We start from the raw sequence: 16,637 nt of genomic DNA on the forward strand, positions 1-16,637 counted from the left end.
CCCGGATTTCAAGCGCCGCATTCGGCTGCGGGCAACGCACAACAAGGACGTAGCACCCATGAAACCGTTATCCCTGAGTGAACAGAGACTGCCGGCGCAGATCTGGAACAGCGCGCCGCAAATCGAACACATCCCCGTCATCAACACCCAAAGCCTGGTGCCCGCCGGCGCCCGCGCGGTGGTGATCGCCCCTCATCCGGGCGATGAAGTGGTGACCTGCGGCGGCCTGCTGCAACTGCTGAGCGGCCTGGGCCATCCCCTGCAACTGCTCTCGATCACCGACGGCAGCGCCAGCCACCCCGGCTCGCGCCAGTGGTCGGAGAAACGCCTGAGCGTGTTCCGCCCGCAGGAAAGCGTCGAGGCCCTGCGCCGCCTCGGCCTGCCGATGCACAGCCTCAAGTGGGTGCGCGGCGGTTTCGCCGACAATGCCCTGATCGAGCACGAATCCCAGCTGACCGACTTCATCAGCCGCTACCTGCGCCCCGGCGACGTGGTGTTCAGCACCTGGTGCGAAGACGGCAACCCCGACCATGAGGCGGTGGGCCGCGCCAGCGCCCAGGCCGCCCAGAGGGCCGGTGCCACGTTCCATGACGTGCCGGTCTGGGCGTGGCACTGGCCGGAGCGCGACCATGCGCTGATCCCCTGGCAGCGGGCGCGCAAGCTGCGGCTCGACACCTGGACCGTGGCGCGCAAGAGCCACGCCACCCACGCCTACGCCAGCCAGCTCAACGGCGAGCCGGCGGTGGGCCTGGAGCCGCTGCTGCCCAAGGTGATCCTGGAACGCATGCGCCTGCCCTACGAAATCGTCTTCGTCTGAGCCGCCTGCGGCGCGAAGGCGTGCGCAGGCAAAATGAACTGCCTGGCCTGCGCTCAGTCGCATGCACAGGCAGCCATGATTCAGAGGAGCGAACGTGTCCAGCGATCCCGAGCGTCACAGCCGCAATGTCCAGCCCGCCGACCCGCCCGCCATCCACCGGCTGCGGGTGCTGACGGTCAATACGCACAAGGGGTTCACGGCGCTGAACCGGCGCTTCATCCTGCCGGAACTGCGCGAGGCGGTGCGCAGCACGTCGGCGGACCTGGTGTTCCTGCAAGAGGTGGTCGGCGAGCATGAGCGCCATTCCAGCCGCTACAACGAATGGCCGCCGACCTCGCAGTACGAGTTTCTGGCCGACAGCATGTGGAGCGATTTCGCCTACGGGCGCAACGCAGTCTACCCCGACGGCCACCACGGCAACGCCTTGCTCTCCAAGTATCCCATCCGCGAATACCGCAACCTCGACGTCTCGATCACCGGCCCCGAACGGCGCGGCCTGCTGCATTGCGTGCTGGACGTGCCGGGGCACCCGGCGGTGCACGCCATCTGCGTGCACCTGAGCCTGCTGGAAAGCCATCGTCAATTGCAGCTGCAGCTGCTCTGCCAACTGCTGGAGTCCCTTCCCGACGACGCGCCGGTGATCATCGCCGGCGACTTCAACGACTGGCAGCTGCAAGGCAACGCCGCCCTGGGCCGGCGCAACTACCTGCATGAAGCCTTCGAACGCCACCACGGCCGCCCGGCCAAGACCTACCCCGCCCGCTTCCCGCTGCTGCGCCTGGACCGCGTCTACTTGCGCAACGCCAGCAGCCATGACCCGCAGATCCTCGGCAACAAACCGTGGACGCACCTGTCGGATCACCTGCCGTTGGCCGTGGAGGTGCGCATCTGATACCCCGCCGCACCTGTCAGACCTGACAGTAGGCACCTTGGGAAAGCCTTGTTAGGGTGCAGGCATTGCGCTGTCCACCGGCGCCAATGGACGGGGATACGGCATGAAATCGCCCGGTTTTCCTGCACCGTACGCCATCGTACGGCTGGCCCTTTCGATCGGGCTCGCCTCACTCCTGCCGCAGGGCGCCCTCGCCGCCTGCGCCTTCAGCCCGACGCAAGGAGACGACCGCTACGTCTGCGACAGCCCCGGCAGCGGCCCGCTCACCGACCTTTCCGGCAACAACAGCCTGACATTCCCCACAGGCGGCAACGGCAGCGTGCCCGGCAACGTCACCTTCGGCGGCGGTGCCGACCGGGTGCTCATGCAGTCCGGTACGATTCAGGGCGACCTCGACATGGGCGACGGCGCCAACGTGCTGCAGATCGACGGCGGGCGGATCACCGGCGAGGTGCACCAGCACAGCGGCGTGGACACGTTCATCATGAACGGCGGCACCATCGCCTCGCTGGCCCAGGGCGACGGGTACGACCAATTCACGATGACCGGCGGCACGATCGCCGGGGCGTTCGAGGACGGCGACTCCGCCCGCATGAGCGGCGGCACCATCGGCCGGGTCGACATGAAGCTGGACGACAACGTCTTCGACCTCTCCGGCGGCCAGATCCTGGGCAATCTGGTGACCGGCTTCGGCAGGGACACCATCGTCGTGTCCGGCGGCCGCATCGGCGGCAACCTCAGCGTCAGCGGCGGCGACGACAGCGTGACCGTCAGCGGCGGCGAAATCGTCGGTGAAGTGCGCACCAGCTTCGGCAACGACCGCTTCCTGTGGGACGGCGGCGGGATCATCCGCTCCGCGGTGCTGATGGGCGACAACGACGACAGCGCGACCTTGCGCAACCTCGACGACACCCTCCTCGGCCCGACGCCGCGCATCGACGGCGGCCTCGGCCAAGACACGCTGACCTACGACAACACCCGGACCGCCTTCGCCCAGCGCGCCGTCAATTGGGAAACGGTCAACCTCAGCAACGGCTCGCAGCTGGATCTGGCGGCCGCCCGGCTGGTGCTGGGCGACCCGCAAACCGGCAGCGGTGTGCTGAACATCGACGCCAGCAGCGTGCTGAGCGCCGCACAGGGCGAAGTGGCGCCCGCCGTCGCAGGACGGGCCGTGACCGTCAACAATGCCGGCGCCATCGACCTGACCCGCGACAACACCCGCACCGACGACACCCTGACGATCCAGGGCAACTATGCCGGCAACGGCGGCCAACTGCGGCTGCAAAGCCAGGTCGCCGGTGACGGCTCGCCCAGCGACCGACTGGTGGTGAACAACGGCAGCCTGACCGGCACGACGGTCATCGCGGTGACCAACCTCCAGGGTACAGGCGCACTGACCCGGGAAAACGGCATCGAGCTGGTGCAGGCCCTGGGCACCGCCACCAGTGACAACACGGCGTTTTCCCTGCGCGGCCCGGTGTCCGCCGGCGCCTACGACTACTTCCTGTTCAAGGGCGGCGTCACCGTAGGGACGGAAAACAACTGGTACTTGCGCTCGGCCGTGGTCGCGCCTCAGGTCGTCAGTGTGCCCAATCCCGACCCGGCGCTGCCGCCGTTGTCGGTGCCCGTGGTGCCTGTGCCGGTCGCGGCACCGGTCACTGCGTCAGCCGCTTCCCCCGGCACCCCCGCCGTGTCCACGCCTGCGCCCTTGCCGGTCGCCGTTCCGGGCGCCGCGCCGATTCCGCTCTACCGCCCGGAGGTGCCGACCTGGTCGGTGCTGCCCCCGGTTGCCGCGCTCCTGACCCTCAACGCGCTGGGCACCTACCACGAGCGCCAGGGCGACCAACGCCTCACCGGGCAACCCGCCACGTTCGGCGCCGGGTGGGCCAGGGCCTACGGCAACCAGATCGACCGCACGTGGGCCGGCACCGTCGCGCCACGCCTGGACGGCTCGCTCACCGGGTTCCAGGTCGGCCATGACCTGATGGACTCGGTCTCTGCCGAAGGCCGAACCCACCGCGTGGGGTTCTTCATCGGCCACAGCCGCTTGCGGGGCGATGTCGATGGGTTCAACCAAGGCATATCCGGCAAGCAGGCAGGCAAAGTCCGGCTTGAGGGCGACAGCGGCGGCCTCTACTGGACCCTGCTCGACCCGCAGGGCTGGTACGTGGACACCGTGGCCATGGGCACCCGCTTCTCGGGCGACAGCCGCTCCGACCGGGGCCTGAAACTGGACAACCGCGGCCACGCCCTGACGCTCTCGGTGGAGTCGGGCTATCCGATGGCGCTGGACGATGGCTGGGCCGTCGAGCCGCAGGTGCAGGTGATCCACCAGAACATCGCCCTCGACAGCCAGGACGACGGAGTCGCGCGGGTTTCGTTTCATTCGGACGATTCGTGGACCGGGCGCCTCGGCGTACGGCTCAAGGGCAACGGCAGCGTCTGGGGACGCCCGGTGCAACCCTATCTGCGGGCCAACCTGTGGCGCACGTTCGCCGGCACCGACAGCGTGACCTTCGACGATGCCGACCGCATCGACACCCGCCAGGCGGCGTCCACCGCGCAGGTGGGCCTGGGGGTGACGGTGTCGCTGGCGCCGTCGGTAGCCGTTTACGCCAGTACCGACTACAGCCGCAGTATTGACAGCAATGACAGCCGGGAACTGAGCGCCGACCTCGGCTTGCGCATCGAATGGTGACCGGTTGTCGGCTGTCCGGACGCCTCTCTGCGGGTGCTCGCGGAGCGATACGCCGCACAAACAAGAACTTATATAAATCACAATAAACAATCGCTTGTGGCGCCCGTTTTGCGGCTACCGCTTATCGTCCAATTTCTTGACGCACTGGCGCAGGTCTTCTTATCTCTACCTTACTACCCCCGGAATCACTACCCGGGGCGGGCCTTCGGACACTCGCGAAAACGGGCGGCCACGGTTCGCCCCGCTCCATTCGGTCGCCCCTCATTCGGGGTAGGAGAGACGCCAAGGCGAGACAGCGCATGCGATAGCAAGGTTGACCTCCATGAAAACCTCACTCACCTCACATGAGATCACAATCACCTTCTGCACCTTTTCAAGCTCTATCCTGCTGTGCTCGTCCATGGAGGCGCAGGCCGGCCCTGCGCAGGACGAGACCACGCCGTGGTATCGCCAGGATGTACCGGTCATGACCTTGCCCGCGACCCTCGTCACCCCTGAGGCGCAACGCCTGAACCCGCGCCCCGACCGCCAGGGCGAACACCTGATCACCGAAGACCTGGCCCCCGGCGCCTGGGACCGGCTGTACGGCGCCAGTTCGCGCCAGGCGCAGCTGGATGTGCTCACGCCCGGCTTCGCGACGCCCGGCAGCGGCGACTTCAAGGGCCCTGCGGTGCTGACGGTGCGAAGCGACAACGGCCACACCCAACGGATCGGCCTGATCGGCGGGGTCAAACAGATCCAGGTCAACGGCGGCGGGCTGGTCACCAGCCGCGCCCTCGCCGACCCCACCAGCGACACCCTCAACCTGCAAGGCCAGAGCCTGGGGGCCTACTACAGCCTGACCGGTGCCCAAGGCTGGCACGTCGACCTGTCGGCCAGCGGCGGCCGGGTCAGCGGCTTCAGCCGCAACGAGCAAGGGGCACGCCTGGCCACCGAAGGCAGCGCGATGACGTTCTCGGTCGAGGGCGGATTCCCCATCGGCCTGACCGACAACTGGGTGGTCGAACCGCAGGCGCAATTGATCAACCAGCGCATCACCCTCGACACGCCGTACGCGGGATCGGGCAATGCGTCCTCCAGCGACATTTCGGCGTGGAGCGGCCGGGTCGGCGCCCGCTTGAAAGGCAGTTACGACCTCAACGGCCTGCCGGTGGAACCCTACGTGCGCACCAACCTGTGGCACACGGTGTACACCGGCAACACCGTGACGCTGGATCAGGTGGACAAGATCAGCAGCAGCCGCAAGTCATCGACGGTGGAACTGGGGTTGGGCCTGGTGGCCCGCATGACGCCGACGGTCAGCCTGTACGTCAGCGCCGACTACAGCAGCGATGTGGACGACAACGACCTGAACGGACTGATCGGCAGCCTGGGTGTGCGGATGCGTTGGTGAGCCCCACAGACATCTCCGGTGGCTGACAGGTCGCAATCGCTAGCAAGCTAGCTCCCACAGGGTTCTCGGGCGTTCGCAGGCCTTGCGGACATCCGCAAAACCTGTGGGAGCTAGCTTGCTAGCGATGAGGCCGGCACATGCAGCCTCGGAACTGCCTGGCCGGACACCTTCGCTCAACCTTCCGGCTTGAGGATCAGCACCGCCAGCGGCGGCAGGTTCAGTTCCAGCGACAGCGCCTGCCCGTGGCTCGGCACCTCTTCGGCGAACGCGCCGCCGCCGTTGCCGTAGTTGGAGCCGGCATAGGTGTCGGAATCGCTGTTGAGCAACTCGTTCCAGCGCCCTGCGAACGGCACGCCGACCCGGTAGGACTGGCGCGGCACCGGGGTGAAGTTGGCCACCACCAGCAACGGCGTGCCGTCCCGGCTCCAGCGCAGCCAGGCGTAGACGCTGTTGATCGCGTCGTCGCCGATCAGCCACTGGAACCCCTGCGGCACGTCGTCCTGCTCATGCAGCGCCGGCTCTTCGCGGTACAGCCGGTTGAGGTCGGCGACCAGTTTCTGCACGCCCTGGTGCTCGGAATACTGCAACAGATACCAGTCCAACTGCTGATCGTGGTTCCACTCGCGCCACTGGCCGAACTCGCAGCCCATGAACAGCAGCTTCTTGCCGGGATGGGCCCACATGAAACTCAGGTACGCCCGCAGGTTGGCGAACTTCTGCCAGCGGTCGCCGGGCATCTTGTCGATCAGCGAATGCTTGCCGTGCACCACCTCATCGTGGGAGATCGGCAGGATGAAACGCTCGGACCAGGCGTACACCAGGCCGAAGCTCAGTTCGTTGTGGTGATGGGCGCGGTACACCGGATCCTGCTGGATGTAGTGCAGCGAATCGTGCATCCAGCCCATGTTCCATTTGTAGGCGAACCCGAGGCCACCCTGCTGGGTGTCCTGGCTGACGCCGGGCCAGGCGGTGGATTCCTCGGCGATCACCAACGCGCCCGGCGCCTCCAGCGCCACCACATCGTTGAGGTGGCGCAGGAAGTCGATGGCCTCCAGGTTCTCCCGCCCGCCGTGGCGGTTGGGCACCCACTCGCCGGCCTTGCGCGAATAGTCGCGGTAGAGCATCGACGCCACGGCATCGACCCGCAGCCCGTCCACATGGAAATGCTTGAGCCAGTGCAGCGCCGACGCCAGCATGTAGCCGTGCACTTCGGTGCGGCCGAGGTTGTAGATCAGCGTGTCCCAGTCCTGGTGGAACCCTTCCAGCGGGTTGCCGTACTCGTACAGGGCCGTGCCGTCGAACTGGGCCAGGCCATGGGTGTCGGTGGGGAAATGCGCCGGCACCCAGTCGAGGATCACCCCCAGCCCTGCCAGGTGGCAGGCGTTGACGAACGCGGCGAACTCGTCCGGCGTGCCGTAGCGTGCGCTCGGCGCGAACTGCGACAGCAACTGATAGCCCCAGGAGCCGCCGAACGGGTGCTCCATGATCGGCATCAGTTCGATGTGGGTGAAGCCCAGATCCTTGACGTAGGGGATCAGCCGCTCGGCCAGTTCCGGCCAGGTGTATTGGCGGGCGACTTCGCCCAGGTCGTCCAGCTCGCACTGCCAGGAACCGGCGTGCAGCTCATAGATCGCCAATGGCGCCGCAGGCCGTTGGCGCTCGACGCGGCCGCTCATCCAGTCCTCGTCCTGCCAGTCGATGCGCAGCGGCGTGGCGACTTTCGATGCGGTGTCCGGCGGCAGGCTGGTGGCCAGCGCCATCGGGTCGGCCTTGAGCGGCAGGATGCCGTGGGGTCCGAGGATTTCGTACTTGTACAGCTCACCGGCCCCCAGGCGCGGAACGAACAGCTCCCAGACCCCGGATGGATGGCGCAGGCGCATCGGGTGGCGGCGCCCGTCCCAGACGTTGAAGTCGCCGACCACCGACACCCGGCGGGCATTCGGCGCCCACACCGCGAAACGTACGCCGTCGACGCCGTCGACCGTCTTCAGTTGCGCGCCGAGGCAGGCGCTCAGGTCGCGGTGATTGCCTTCGGCGAACAGGTACAGGTCCATCTCGCCCAGCAACTGGCCGAAGCTGTAGGGATCTTCCGCCACCTGTTCGCCGCCGGCCCACTGGGTGCGCAACAGATAGGGCCGGACCTGGCCGAAATGGCCGACGTACAGCCCCGGCGTCGCCGTCGCCTCCAGCGGGCCGAGTTCCTCGCCGCTGTCGCGGTCCAGCACCGAGACGCTCAACGCGCCCGGCAGGTACGCCCGGATGAACTGCCCCCCGGCGCCGTCGCCGTGGGGGCCGAGGATGGCGAAGGGATCGTGGTGCTCGGCGCGCACCAGGGCTTCGATGTCCTTGGCGCGCGGCAGCGCGGTGTGTTTGACGTGACCCTGTTCCCTGTTCGAGACACTCATGACTGCTCTCCATCAAGACCGGAAAAGGGTTTGAGCCCCCTCAGCAGCCCGTGCAGGCCGCGCAACGGCACGGCCAGCCAGACGGGGCGGTTTTCGGCTTCATAGGCCACTTCGTAGGCCGCTTTCTCCAGGCCGAACAACGCCAGTGCGGCGTCGGCACCTTCAGGATCTTGCCAGGCATGATCAAGACTAGCTGCCGCCCGGCGATACGCCTGGACAAATGCCTCGCAGGATTGCTCCAGGTAGCGCCCGGCCACCCGCCGGCGCGCCGCCTCGGCCTCGGGGCTGTTGTCGACGGCATGCACGTTGAGGGCCATCGCGGCGGCGTAACCGAAGGAACGCAGCACGCCGCTGACATCCTTGTACGGGCTGTGCTTGCCCCGCCGCTCGGCCAGCGGCCGCGCCGGTTCACCCTCGAAATCGATCAGGTAGGCATCGCCCTTGATCACCAGCACCTGGCCCAGATGCAGGTCGCCGTGGACGCGGATGCGCAGACCGCCGACGGACTGTTCCGCCAGCGCCTGGACGTGGCCGAGAATGGCCTTGCGGTGTTCCAGCAAGCGCGTGACGAGTCCGCGGTCCGCCTCGCCGAGCTCGCCCTGGTGGGCCTTGAGCAGCGTGAGCGCATGCTCGACCTGGGCCGCCACGTCCTTGCCGCAGGCCTTGGCCTCCTTGGCGGAAAACACCTGCGGCGCGAAATCCGGATTGTCGCTCGGGGCCGCCAGCACTTGGTGCATCTCGCCCAGGCGTTGGCCGAGCATCCCGGCAAAGTCCTTCAGCTCGCCCAGCGCGTTGTAGTGCTGCTCCTGTTCGGAACGGGCAGCGGCCAGCTCATCGCGCAGCGCCCGTTCCAGGTTGTTCTGCGTCCATTCCCAGGCATCGCCCTGATTGCTCAAGTAGCCTTGGGCGATCATCAGCAGGTTGTCTTCGCCCTGGGCGTCGCGGCGAACCACGGAGCCCATGAGCGGTGAAATGTTGGCGAATCCCGCCGCCGTCAGGTAGGCGCTCATCTCCAGTTCCGGGTGCACGCCCGGGGCGACCTTGCGGATCAGCTTGAGCACCAGGCCGTTGCCGATCACCACCGAACTGTTGGACTGCTCGGCGGACAGGTAACGCACATCGGGCTCGTCCCCCAGGCCCAGGGCCGCCAGGTGCGGTGTGGCCTCGAAACGGATCTCGCCGGCCTCGCACGCCAGCGCCGTCCCGGCCTGCAGGCCTTGCAGCACCGCACGGATGAACGCTTCCAGGCTGAAGGCGTCGGTGATCAACCCGACCTGACGCCCCCGGCGCACGCGGGCGAGCGCCAGTTGCTGCGGCAACGCCGGGCCGACCTGATCCTCGGAAATGAAGCCGAACGGCAATTGATAGCGGCTGACCTGGCCTGCGGCGATCACTTCGATCTCGCTGAGCAACACCGGATGCCTGGCGTCGCCGAAACGCACCCCGTACGCCAGCTCGACCCGCTCGATGGCGGCGTCCTTGCCGGCGAACCAGCGGCGGTTCTGCAGCCAGTCCGGCAGGATGCCCTGCTCCAGCGTGGCGCGGACCGGCGCTTCGAGCAGCTCTTCCATGCGCTTTTTCAGCACCAGCGTGGTGAAGTCCGGCAGGCTCTGGGCCGGCTCCACGTGCCAGCTCGGCATCTGGTTCTCCGCCGCCAGGCCGAACCAGTAGAAGCCGTACGGCGCCAGGGTCAGCAGGAAGCTCAGCTGACCGATGGGCGGAAACGCATTACCGCCGAGCATCTCCACCGGCACCATGCCGACGTACGCCGACAAGTCCAGCTCCACCGCCTGGGCGCTGCGCGAGACGTTGGCCACGCACAGAATGATTTCGTGCTTGCCGTCGGCGCCGGTGTATTCGCGGGTATAGGCCAGCACGCGGCGGTTGGCCGGGGACAGCATCTTCAGGCTGCCGCGGCCGAACGCCTTGGACTGCTTGCGCACCGCCAGCAGGCGCCGCGTCCAGTTGAGCAGCGAGTGGGGGTCGCCGGCCTGGGTCTCGACGTTGACCGACTGATAGCCGTACAGCGGATCCATGATCGGCGGCAGCACCAGGCTGGCTGGGTCGGCGCGGGAGAACCCGCCGTTGCGGTCGATCGACCATTGCATCGGCGTGCGCACGCCGTCGCGGTCGCCCAGGTAGATGTTGTCGCCCATGCCGATCTCATCGCCGTAGTACAGGGTCGGCGTGCCCGGCATCGACAGCAGCAGGCTGTTGAGCAGCTCGATGCGCCGGCGGTCGCGCTCCATCAGCGGCGCCAGCCGGCGACGGATGCCGAGGTTGATCCGCGCCCGGCGGTCGGCGGCGTAATGGTTCCACAGGTAGTCGCGCTCCTTGTCGGTGACCATTTCCAGGGTCAGCTCATCGTGGTTGCGCAGGAAGATCGCCCATTGGCAGTTGGCCGGGATCTCCGGGGTCTGGCGCAGGATGTCGGTGATCGGGAAGCGATCCTCCTGGGCCAGGGCCATGTACATGCGCGGCATCAGCGGGAAATGGAACGCCATGTGGCATTCGTCGCCGTTGAGGCCTTGGGCGTCGGTGTCGCCGAAGTACAGCTGGGTGTCCTCCGGCCACTGGTTGGCCTCGGCCAGGAGCATGCGGTCAGGGTAGTTGGCGTCGATCTCCGCCCGGATCACCTTGAGCACGTCATGGGTTTCCGGCAGGTTTTCGTTGTTGGTGCCGTCACGCTCGATCAGGTACGGGATGGCGTCCAGGCGCAGGCCGTCGATGCCCATGTCCAGCCAATAGCGCATCACCGCCAGCACGGCTTTCATCACTTGCGGGTTGTCGAAGTTCAGGTCCGGCTGGTGGGAATAGAAGCGGTGCCAGAAATACTGGCCGGCCACCGGATCCCAGGTCCAGTTGGATTTCTCGGTGTCGAGGAAAATGATCCGGGTGCCGTCGTACTTCTGGTCGTCATCCGACCACACGTAGAAGTCCCGGGCCGCCGACCCGCGCTTGGCCCGGCGCGCACGCTGAAACCAGGGGTGCTGATCCGAGGTGTGGTTGATGACCAGCTCCGAGATCACCCGCAAGCCGCGCTTGTGTGCCTCGGCGATGAAGCGCCGGGCGTCGGCCATGGTGCCGTAGTCGCTGTGCACGCCCCGGTATTCGGCGATGTCGTAGCCGTCGTCGCGCCGTGGCGAGGGATAGAACGGCAACAGCCAGATGGTGTTGACGCCCAGTTCGGCGATGTAGTCGAGCTTGGCGATCAGGCCGGGAAAATCGCCGATCCCGTCGTTGTTGGAGTCGAAGTAGGATTTGACATGAACCTGATAGATCACCGCGTCCTTGTACCAGAGCGGATCCTTGATGAAGGTGGCTGACCTGGTTTTCTTCGCCATGTGAAACTCCTGTCAGTGCTGAGGATTGCCGGGCAGACCGCCCGCCCCGAGAACAGCCGATGCCCTGTGGGAGCGGGCCTGCTGGCGATGGCGGTTTGCCCGTCACCCGTTCATGACCTGATGCCTCGTCATCGCGAGCAGGCCCGCCCCACAGGAATGTACCTAAGCGCTGATCCGCCAGATGCCGAACGGCTGGTGCGCCGGATCGATGCGCATGAACTGGTGCTTGCCGTGCCAGTCCCAGCGGTGACCGTTCATCAGATCCTCGCCGTGGGTGGTGGCGTCGTCCGGCAGGCCCATTTCCCACAACGGCAGTTCGAAATTCGCTTCCTGGACGTTGTGCGGATCGAGGCTGACGGCCACCAGGATGAAGTTGCCGCCGTCCGGGCTGCGTTTGCCGAAGTACAGGATCCGGTCGTTCCAGGCGTTGTACACCTTGAGCCCCAAGTGCGAATGCAGCGCCGGGTTCTGCCGGCGGATGCGGTTGAGCTGGGCGATCTCGGCGATGATGTTGCCGGGCGCGTTGAAGTCCCGGACGCGGATCTCGTACTTCTCCGAATCCAGGTATTCCTCCTTGCCGGGCACCGGCGCCGACTCGCACAGCTCGAACCCCGAATACATGCCCCACAGGCCCGAGCCCATGGTCGCCAGCGCCGCGCGGATGAGAAACCCCGCCCGCCCCGACTCGTGGAGGAACGCCGGGTTGATGTCCGGCGTATTGACGAAGAAGTTCGGCCGGTAGCACTCGCGCCACGGCGATTCGTTGAGTTCGGTGAAGTAGGCGGCCAGCTCGGCCTTGGTGTTGCGCCAGGTGAAATAGGTGTAGCTCTGGCTGTAGCCGACCTTGCCCAGCCGCGCCATCATCGCCGGCGTGGTGAAGGCTTCGGCGAGGAAGATCACCTCCGGGTGCAGCGCGCGCACATCGGCGATCAGCCACTGCCAGAACGGCAGCGGCTTGGTGTGCGGGTTGTCGACGCGGAACATCTTGACGCCTTCCTTCACCCAGCCGACGACGATGTCGCGCAGCTCAAGCCACAGGCTCGGAATCGCCTCGGGCGCATAGAAATCGACGTTGACGATGTCCTGGTACTTCTTGGGCGGGTTCTCGGCGTACTTGATCGTGCCGTCCGGCCGCCAGTTGAACCAGCCCGGATGCTGCTTGAGCCACGGGTGATCCTGGGAACATTGGATGGCGAAGTCCAACGCGATCTCCAGGCCGTGCTCGGCGGCGGCGGCCACCAGCCGCCGGAAGTCCTCGCGGGTGCCGAGCTGGGCATGGATCGCCTCGTGCCCGCCCTCCTCGCTGCCGATGGCGTAGGGGCTGCCAGGGTCGTCGGGGCCGGCGGTCAGGGCGTTGTTGCGGCCCTTGCGGTGGCTGCGCCCGATCGGGTGGATCGGCGTGAAATACAGCACGTCGAAGCCCATGTCGCGGATCATCGGCAAGCGCCCGTGCACGTCGTTGAAGGTGCCGTGGCGGACGGGATCGTCGGTGACCGAGCGGGGAAACAGTTCGTACCAACTGGCGAACTCCGCCTGCTCGCGCTCGACGTCCAGCGGGTAAGGATTGCTGATGCTCAAAAAGGCGCGGTGGTCGGCCTCGGCCATCGGCTGCGCACTGCGCGGGTGCAGGAACAGCGCGACCTGCTCGGCTTCGGGCAGGCCGGACAGCTCGTGGTGCAGCGCCGCCAGCCGTTCGCTGAGCGGCCCTTCGCTGCGCTCGGCGGCCTGCTGCACCATGGCGCGGCCCTCCTGCAACTCAAGGCTGACCGGTACGGCCGCCACGTGCTTTTTCTCCAGTTCGTACTGGAAACTGGCGAACGTGTCGATCCACGCTTCGATCAGGAACCAATGGCGCCCCTGGCGCCCGGGCCGGAACCGCCCTTCCCAGCCGTTGTTGCCTTGGTCGGCCATGACTTGGCTGTGCCAGGACTCTTCGCCGTCCTCGCGCCAGCGGATGCGCACCGCCAGTTTGTCGTGGCCGTCGGCGAACACCTTGGCGGTGACGACGACCTCGCGCCCGACGATGGCCTTGGCGGCGAACTGTCCGCCGTCGATGACCGGGCGAGTGTTCTCGATGACGATCCGCGGCAGCAGCAACGCCTGCGACAGCGGCATGTGCGGGTTGCAGCCCGGAGCGGAAGGGTTTTCAGCGGTCATTGAGCATCTCTCCTTAACGCCCCAAGGACGCTCGTGTGCCTGTCGGAAAGCGGCGGCGGATCCACCCGCCGCGCACTCACTTAGGTTCCGAGCGAACGCCCTCGGGAAAAGTTCACCGGGATTTGCCGCGCGCCGAGACCGGATCGAATCCGCCCTGCAGCGGTCAATCCACTTAAGCACTTCTTGCGCCATGTGCCATATGGAGGTTCACGATGAGTATCCCGATCCCGGCCGAAACACCCGATCCGAACATCGACAAGCCCGTGCTGCCCGAGACCGAACCGTCGCAGGTTCCGGAGCAGGATCCGCCCGGCACCACCCCGCCGGCCAAGGAGGAACCGCCGACGACCATGCCGCCGGTGATCGTCCAGCCTGATCAGGGTTTGTGATCCTTTTCGAACAGATTGACGATCTTCGGCATCACGCTGAACACCCCCAGCGCCAGCAACGTGCTGAGCACCGCCGTCGCCTCGCGGCCCAACCCGGCCGCGACGCCGATGGCGGCGGTCATCCACAGGCCGGCGGCGGTGGTCAAGCCCTTGACGTGGCCCTCGTCGCCTTCGTGGTTCTTCAGGATCGTGCCGGCGCCGAGGAAGCCGATGCCGGCGATCACTCCCTGCACCACCCGGCTCATGGCGTCGGCCTGGGCCCCGGACACCTGCGGCACCAACACGAACAGCGCCGCACCGAGCGCCACCAACATGTGGGTGCGCACGCCGGCGGCCTTGCCTTTGTGCTCGCGCTCAAAGCCGAGGATCCCACCCAGCAGCGCCGCCATCAGCAGGCGCACGGTGATGCGCGTCACTTGCGCGGCGTCGCCGACATCGGCGAACTCCGCTTGCAGGGTTTGCCACACTTCATGCCACCACGCGTTCATCGCACCGTCCTCGCCAGGAGCCCTTAAGGGATGGACAGCGCCGACCGCTGATCGGTTGCGCAGAACCCTGCGCCGCCGCGGCGCCCTAACCTTTCAACAGCCTTTGCCAAAGGATCGTCCCATGACCGTGCGCATCGAGAACCAGACCTGTTTTTTCCCCACCGAAAACGGTGAGCAGATCCGTCTGTGCGGCGACCTCACCGTCATCACCGACAGCGAAAAGGCCATGTCCGCCGTCGAGATCGAAGGCCGGCGCATCTACATCACCGAAGCCGAGGCCGACGCGCTGACCGTCGCCGGCGCCAAGGACGGCCGCCAGCACCTGAAGGCCAGCGACAGTGATTCGGTGATTTGACTGACCCCGGTCAAGACCCAGCGCAGACGCCTGCGATAGGCGTTTGCGCCTTGGCCGGCGGGCTGCTTCAAGTTGTCGCAGGGCCGGGCGCAGAACGCATCTGATACGCTTTTTATGGAAATACCTGAGTCTGTTATGCAAACAGATCGGCGCTCATAGTGCATTGGCCTGATGGAGGCTGATGAGCGAACGACCATGAGCGAACAAATCCCCGTCCGAACCCTAGATCCAACACCCGACATAAAAAGTGTGCCCGCACGCCCAATGAAGGCGACGGCCAAGTCCAGCGACAACCAGATCTTCACCCGCAGCTTCACCGGCCTGTTCCGCACCCTGCGCATGAGCGGCGCCGGGTTCCTGTTCCTGCTGTTCTTCGGCACCGTGTGGCTGAACTGGGGCGGCCGCCAGGCCGTGCTGTGGGACTTGTCGGAGAGCAAGTTCCACATCTTCGGCGCGACGTTCTGGCCGCAGGACTTCATCCTGCTGTCGGCGCTGCTGATCATCGCTGCCTTCGGCCTGTTCGCCATCACCGTGTTCGCCGGCCGGGTCTGGTGCGGCTACACCTGTCCGCAGAGTTCGTGGACGTGGATCTTCATGTGGTGCGAAAAGGTCACCGAAGGCGAACGCAACCAGCGGATCAAGCTGCAGGCGGCGCCCTGGGGCGTGAACAAACTGGCGCGGCGTGCGGCCAAGCACACGCTGTGGCTGGGCATCAGCCTGCTGACCGGCCTGACCTTCGTCGGCTACTTCACCCCGATCCGGCCGCTGGCCCAAGAGCTGTTCACCTTGCAGATCGGCGGGGTCAGCCTGTTCTGGGTGCTGTTCTTCACCGCCGCCACCTACATCAACGCCGGCTGGCTGCGCGAAGCGGTGTGCATGCACATGTGCCCGTACGCACGGTTCCAGAGCGTGATGTTCGACAAGGACACCCTGGCCATTTCCTACGACGCGGCCCGCGGCGAGAACCGTGGCCCGCGCAAGCGCGACGTCAAGCCTGCCGAGGCTGGCCTGGGCGACTGCATCGACTGCCAGATGTGCGTGCAGGTGTGCCCGACCGGCATCGACATCCGCGACGGCCTGCAGATGGAATGCATCGGCTGCGCGGCGTGCATCGACGCCTGCGATTCGATCATGGACAAGATGAGCTACCCACGCGGCCTGATCCGCTACACCTCCGAGCGCGAACTGCAAGGCGGCAAGACCCACCTGCTGCGCCCGCGCCTGATCGGCTACACCACCGTGCTGGTGATGATGATCGGCGCCCTAGCCCTGGCGCTGGCCGAGCGGCCGATGGTGTCGCTGGACGTGACCAAGGACCGCGGGCTGTTCCGCGAGAACGGCCAGGGCCAGATCGAGAACATCTACACCCTCAAGGTCATCAACAAGACCCAGCAGCGCCAGGACTACACCTTGAGCCTGGAGGACGGCGACGGCTTCCAGTTGCAGGGCCGCACCGAACTGAGCCTGGCCGCGGGCGAGATCGTCGATGTGCCGGTGTCGGTGGCCATGACCACCGAACGCGCCGCCAGCAGTTCGCAGACCTTGAGCTTCAGGATCGCCGACAGCGACGACCCGCAGGTCTACAGCGTGGCCAAGAGCCGGTTTGTCGCGCCAATGAACCGCTGAGCCAGTAAGATGGCTGCCCTGTGGCGAGGGCGCTTGCGCCCCCACCACACCCCCTCTGCTCCGTGCGCAAGCA

General features: G+C 66.5%; 11 protein-coding genes. 7 read left to right on the forward strand and 4 right to left on the reverse strand.

All coding sequences use genetic code 11. The features are described from left to right. Window positions 1-58 precede the first annotated feature (58 nt). The 4 genes from CAG29_RS23195 to CAG29_RS23210 all read left to right on the forward strand — a co-directional run bounded on the left by CAG29_RS23195 (window position 59) and on the right by CAG29_RS23210 (window position 5,800). A complete protein-coding gene (locus CAG29_RS23195; protein WP_085633171.1) occupies window positions 59-817 on the forward strand; it encodes a PIG-L deacetylase family protein in 759 nt (252 codons plus the stop codon). 94 nt (window positions 818-911) lie between these two features. Beyond that, window positions 912-1,709 (forward strand): endonuclease/exonuclease/phosphatase family protein, encoded by a 798-nt coding sequence (locus CAG29_RS23200; RefSeq protein ID WP_085586103.1) that lies wholly within the window; start codon window positions 912-914, stop codon window positions 1,707-1,709. A 103-nt stretch (window positions 1,710-1,812) separates the two neighbouring features. After that, window positions 1,813-4,407 (forward strand): autotransporter outer membrane beta-barrel domain-containing protein, encoded by a 2,595-nt coding sequence (locus tag CAG29_RS23205; RefSeq protein ID WP_085695201.1) that lies wholly within the window; start codon window positions 1,813-1,815, stop codon window positions 4,405-4,407. A 322-nt stretch (window positions 4,408-4,729) separates the two neighbouring features. After that, the gene (locus CAG29_RS23210; protein WP_085695202.1) at window positions 4,730-5,800 is read left to right on the forward strand and encodes an autotransporter outer membrane beta-barrel domain-containing protein; all 1,071 of its coding nucleotides are present in this window, start codon (window positions 4,730-4,732) and stop codon (window positions 5,798-5,800) included. A 173-nt stretch (window positions 5,801-5,973) separates the two neighbouring features. Here CAG29_RS23210 and glgB read toward each other — a convergent pair whose 3' ends face one another. The 3 genes from glgB to CAG29_RS23225 form a co-directional block, all read right to left on the reverse strand. Then, entirely contained in the window at window positions 5,974-8,205 is a 2,232-nt protein-coding gene (gene glgB, locus CAG29_RS23215) for a 1,4-alpha-glucan branching protein GlgB (RefSeq protein ID WP_085586109.1), read from the reverse strand. Further along, window positions 8,202-11,549 (reverse strand): maltose alpha-D-glucosyltransferase, encoded by a 3,348-nt coding sequence (treS, locus tag CAG29_RS23220; RefSeq protein ID WP_085695203.1) that lies wholly within the window; start codon window positions 11,547-11,549, stop codon window positions 8,202-8,204. Before treS ends, glgB begins: the two co-directional genes overlap by 4 nt. 162 nt (window positions 11,550-11,711) lie before the next feature. Then, entirely contained in the window at window positions 11,712-13,706 is a 1,995-nt protein-coding gene (locus CAG29_RS23225) for an alpha-1,4-glucan--maltose-1-phosphate maltosyltransferase (protein WP_085586113.1), read from the reverse strand. Window positions 13,707-13,918: 212 nt separating this feature from the next. On the opposite strand from CAG29_RS23225, the gene CAG29_RS28575 reads away from it, so the two are divergent. Further along, the gene (locus CAG29_RS28575; RefSeq protein WP_170930007.1) at window positions 13,919-14,095 is read left to right on the forward strand and encodes a hypothetical protein; all 177 of its coding nucleotides are present in this window, start codon (window positions 13,919-13,921) and stop codon (window positions 14,093-14,095) included. Here the strand turns inward: CAG29_RS28575 and CAG29_RS23230 are convergent. Continuing rightward, window positions 14,083-14,583 (reverse strand): MgtC/SapB family protein, encoded by a 501-nt coding sequence (locus tag CAG29_RS23230; protein WP_085586115.1) that lies wholly within the window; start codon window positions 14,581-14,583, stop codon window positions 14,083-14,085. The two genes, CAG29_RS28575 and CAG29_RS23230, sit on opposite strands and share 13 nt — an antisense overlap. Window positions 14,584-14,704: 121 nt before the next feature. Between CAG29_RS23230 and CAG29_RS23235 the strand changes: the two genes are divergently transcribed. Together CAG29_RS23235 and ccoG are read left to right on the forward strand one after the other, a co-directional pair. Then, window positions 14,705-14,938, forward strand: coding sequence for a DUF3203 family protein (locus tag CAG29_RS23235; RefSeq protein ID WP_085586117.1), 234 nt, complete (start codon window positions 14,705-14,707; stop codon window positions 14,936-14,938). Between the two features lie 195 nt (window positions 14,939-15,133). Further along, a complete protein-coding gene (gene ccoG / locus CAG29_RS23240) occupies window positions 15,134-16,564 on the forward strand; it encodes a cytochrome c oxidase accessory protein CcoG (protein ID WP_085633156.1) in 1,431 nt (476 codons plus the stop codon). Window positions 16,565-16,637 lie beyond the last annotated feature (73 nt).

The sequence above is a fragment of the Pseudomonas sp. B7(2017) genome, assembly GCF_002112745.1.
Lineage (GTDB): Bacteria > Pseudomonadota > Gammaproteobacteria > Pseudomonadales > Pseudomonadaceae > Aquipseudomonas > Aquipseudomonas ekonensis.

What these genes read in the sequence shown, in the direction of transcription:
- CAG29_RS23195 (WP_085633171.1), top strand. Translation starts at nt 59, where the DNA reads ATGAAACCGTTATCCCTGAGTGAACAGAGACTGCCGGCGCAGATCTGG.
- CAG29_RS23205 (WP_085695201.1), top strand. Translation starts at nt 1,813, where the DNA reads ATGAAATCGCCCGGTTTTCCTGCACCGTACGCCATCGTACGGCTGGCC.
- CAG29_RS23210 (WP_085695202.1), top strand. Translation starts at nt 4,730, where the DNA reads ATGAAAACCTCACTCACCTCACATGAGATCACAATCACCTTCTGCACC.
- glgB (WP_085586109.1), bottom strand. Translation starts at nt 8,205, where the DNA reads ATGAGTGTCTCGAACAGGGAACAGGGTCACGTCAAACACACCGCGCTG.
- treS (WP_085695203.1), bottom strand. Translation starts at nt 11,549, where the DNA reads ATGGCGAAGAAAACCAGGTCAGCCACCTTCATCAAGGATCCGCTCTGG.
- CAG29_RS23225 (WP_085586113.1), bottom strand. Translation starts at nt 13,706, where the DNA reads ATGACCGCTGAAAACCCTTCCGCTCCGGGCTGCAACCCGCACATGCCG.
- CAG29_RS28575 (WP_170930007.1), top strand. Translation starts at nt 13,919, where the DNA reads ATGAGTATCCCGATCCCGGCCGAAACACCCGATCCGAACATCGACAAG.
- CAG29_RS23230 (WP_085586115.1), bottom strand. Translation starts at nt 14,583, where the DNA reads ATGAACGCGTGGTGGCATGAAGTGTGGCAAACCCTGCAAGCGGAGTTC.
- CAG29_RS23235 (WP_085586117.1), top strand. Translation starts at nt 14,705, where the DNA reads ATGACCGTGCGCATCGAGAACCAGACCTGTTTTTTCCCCACCGAAAAC.
- ccoG (WP_085633156.1), top strand. Translation starts at nt 15,134, where the DNA reads ATGAGCGAACAAATCCCCGTCCGAACCCTAGATCCAACACCCGACATA.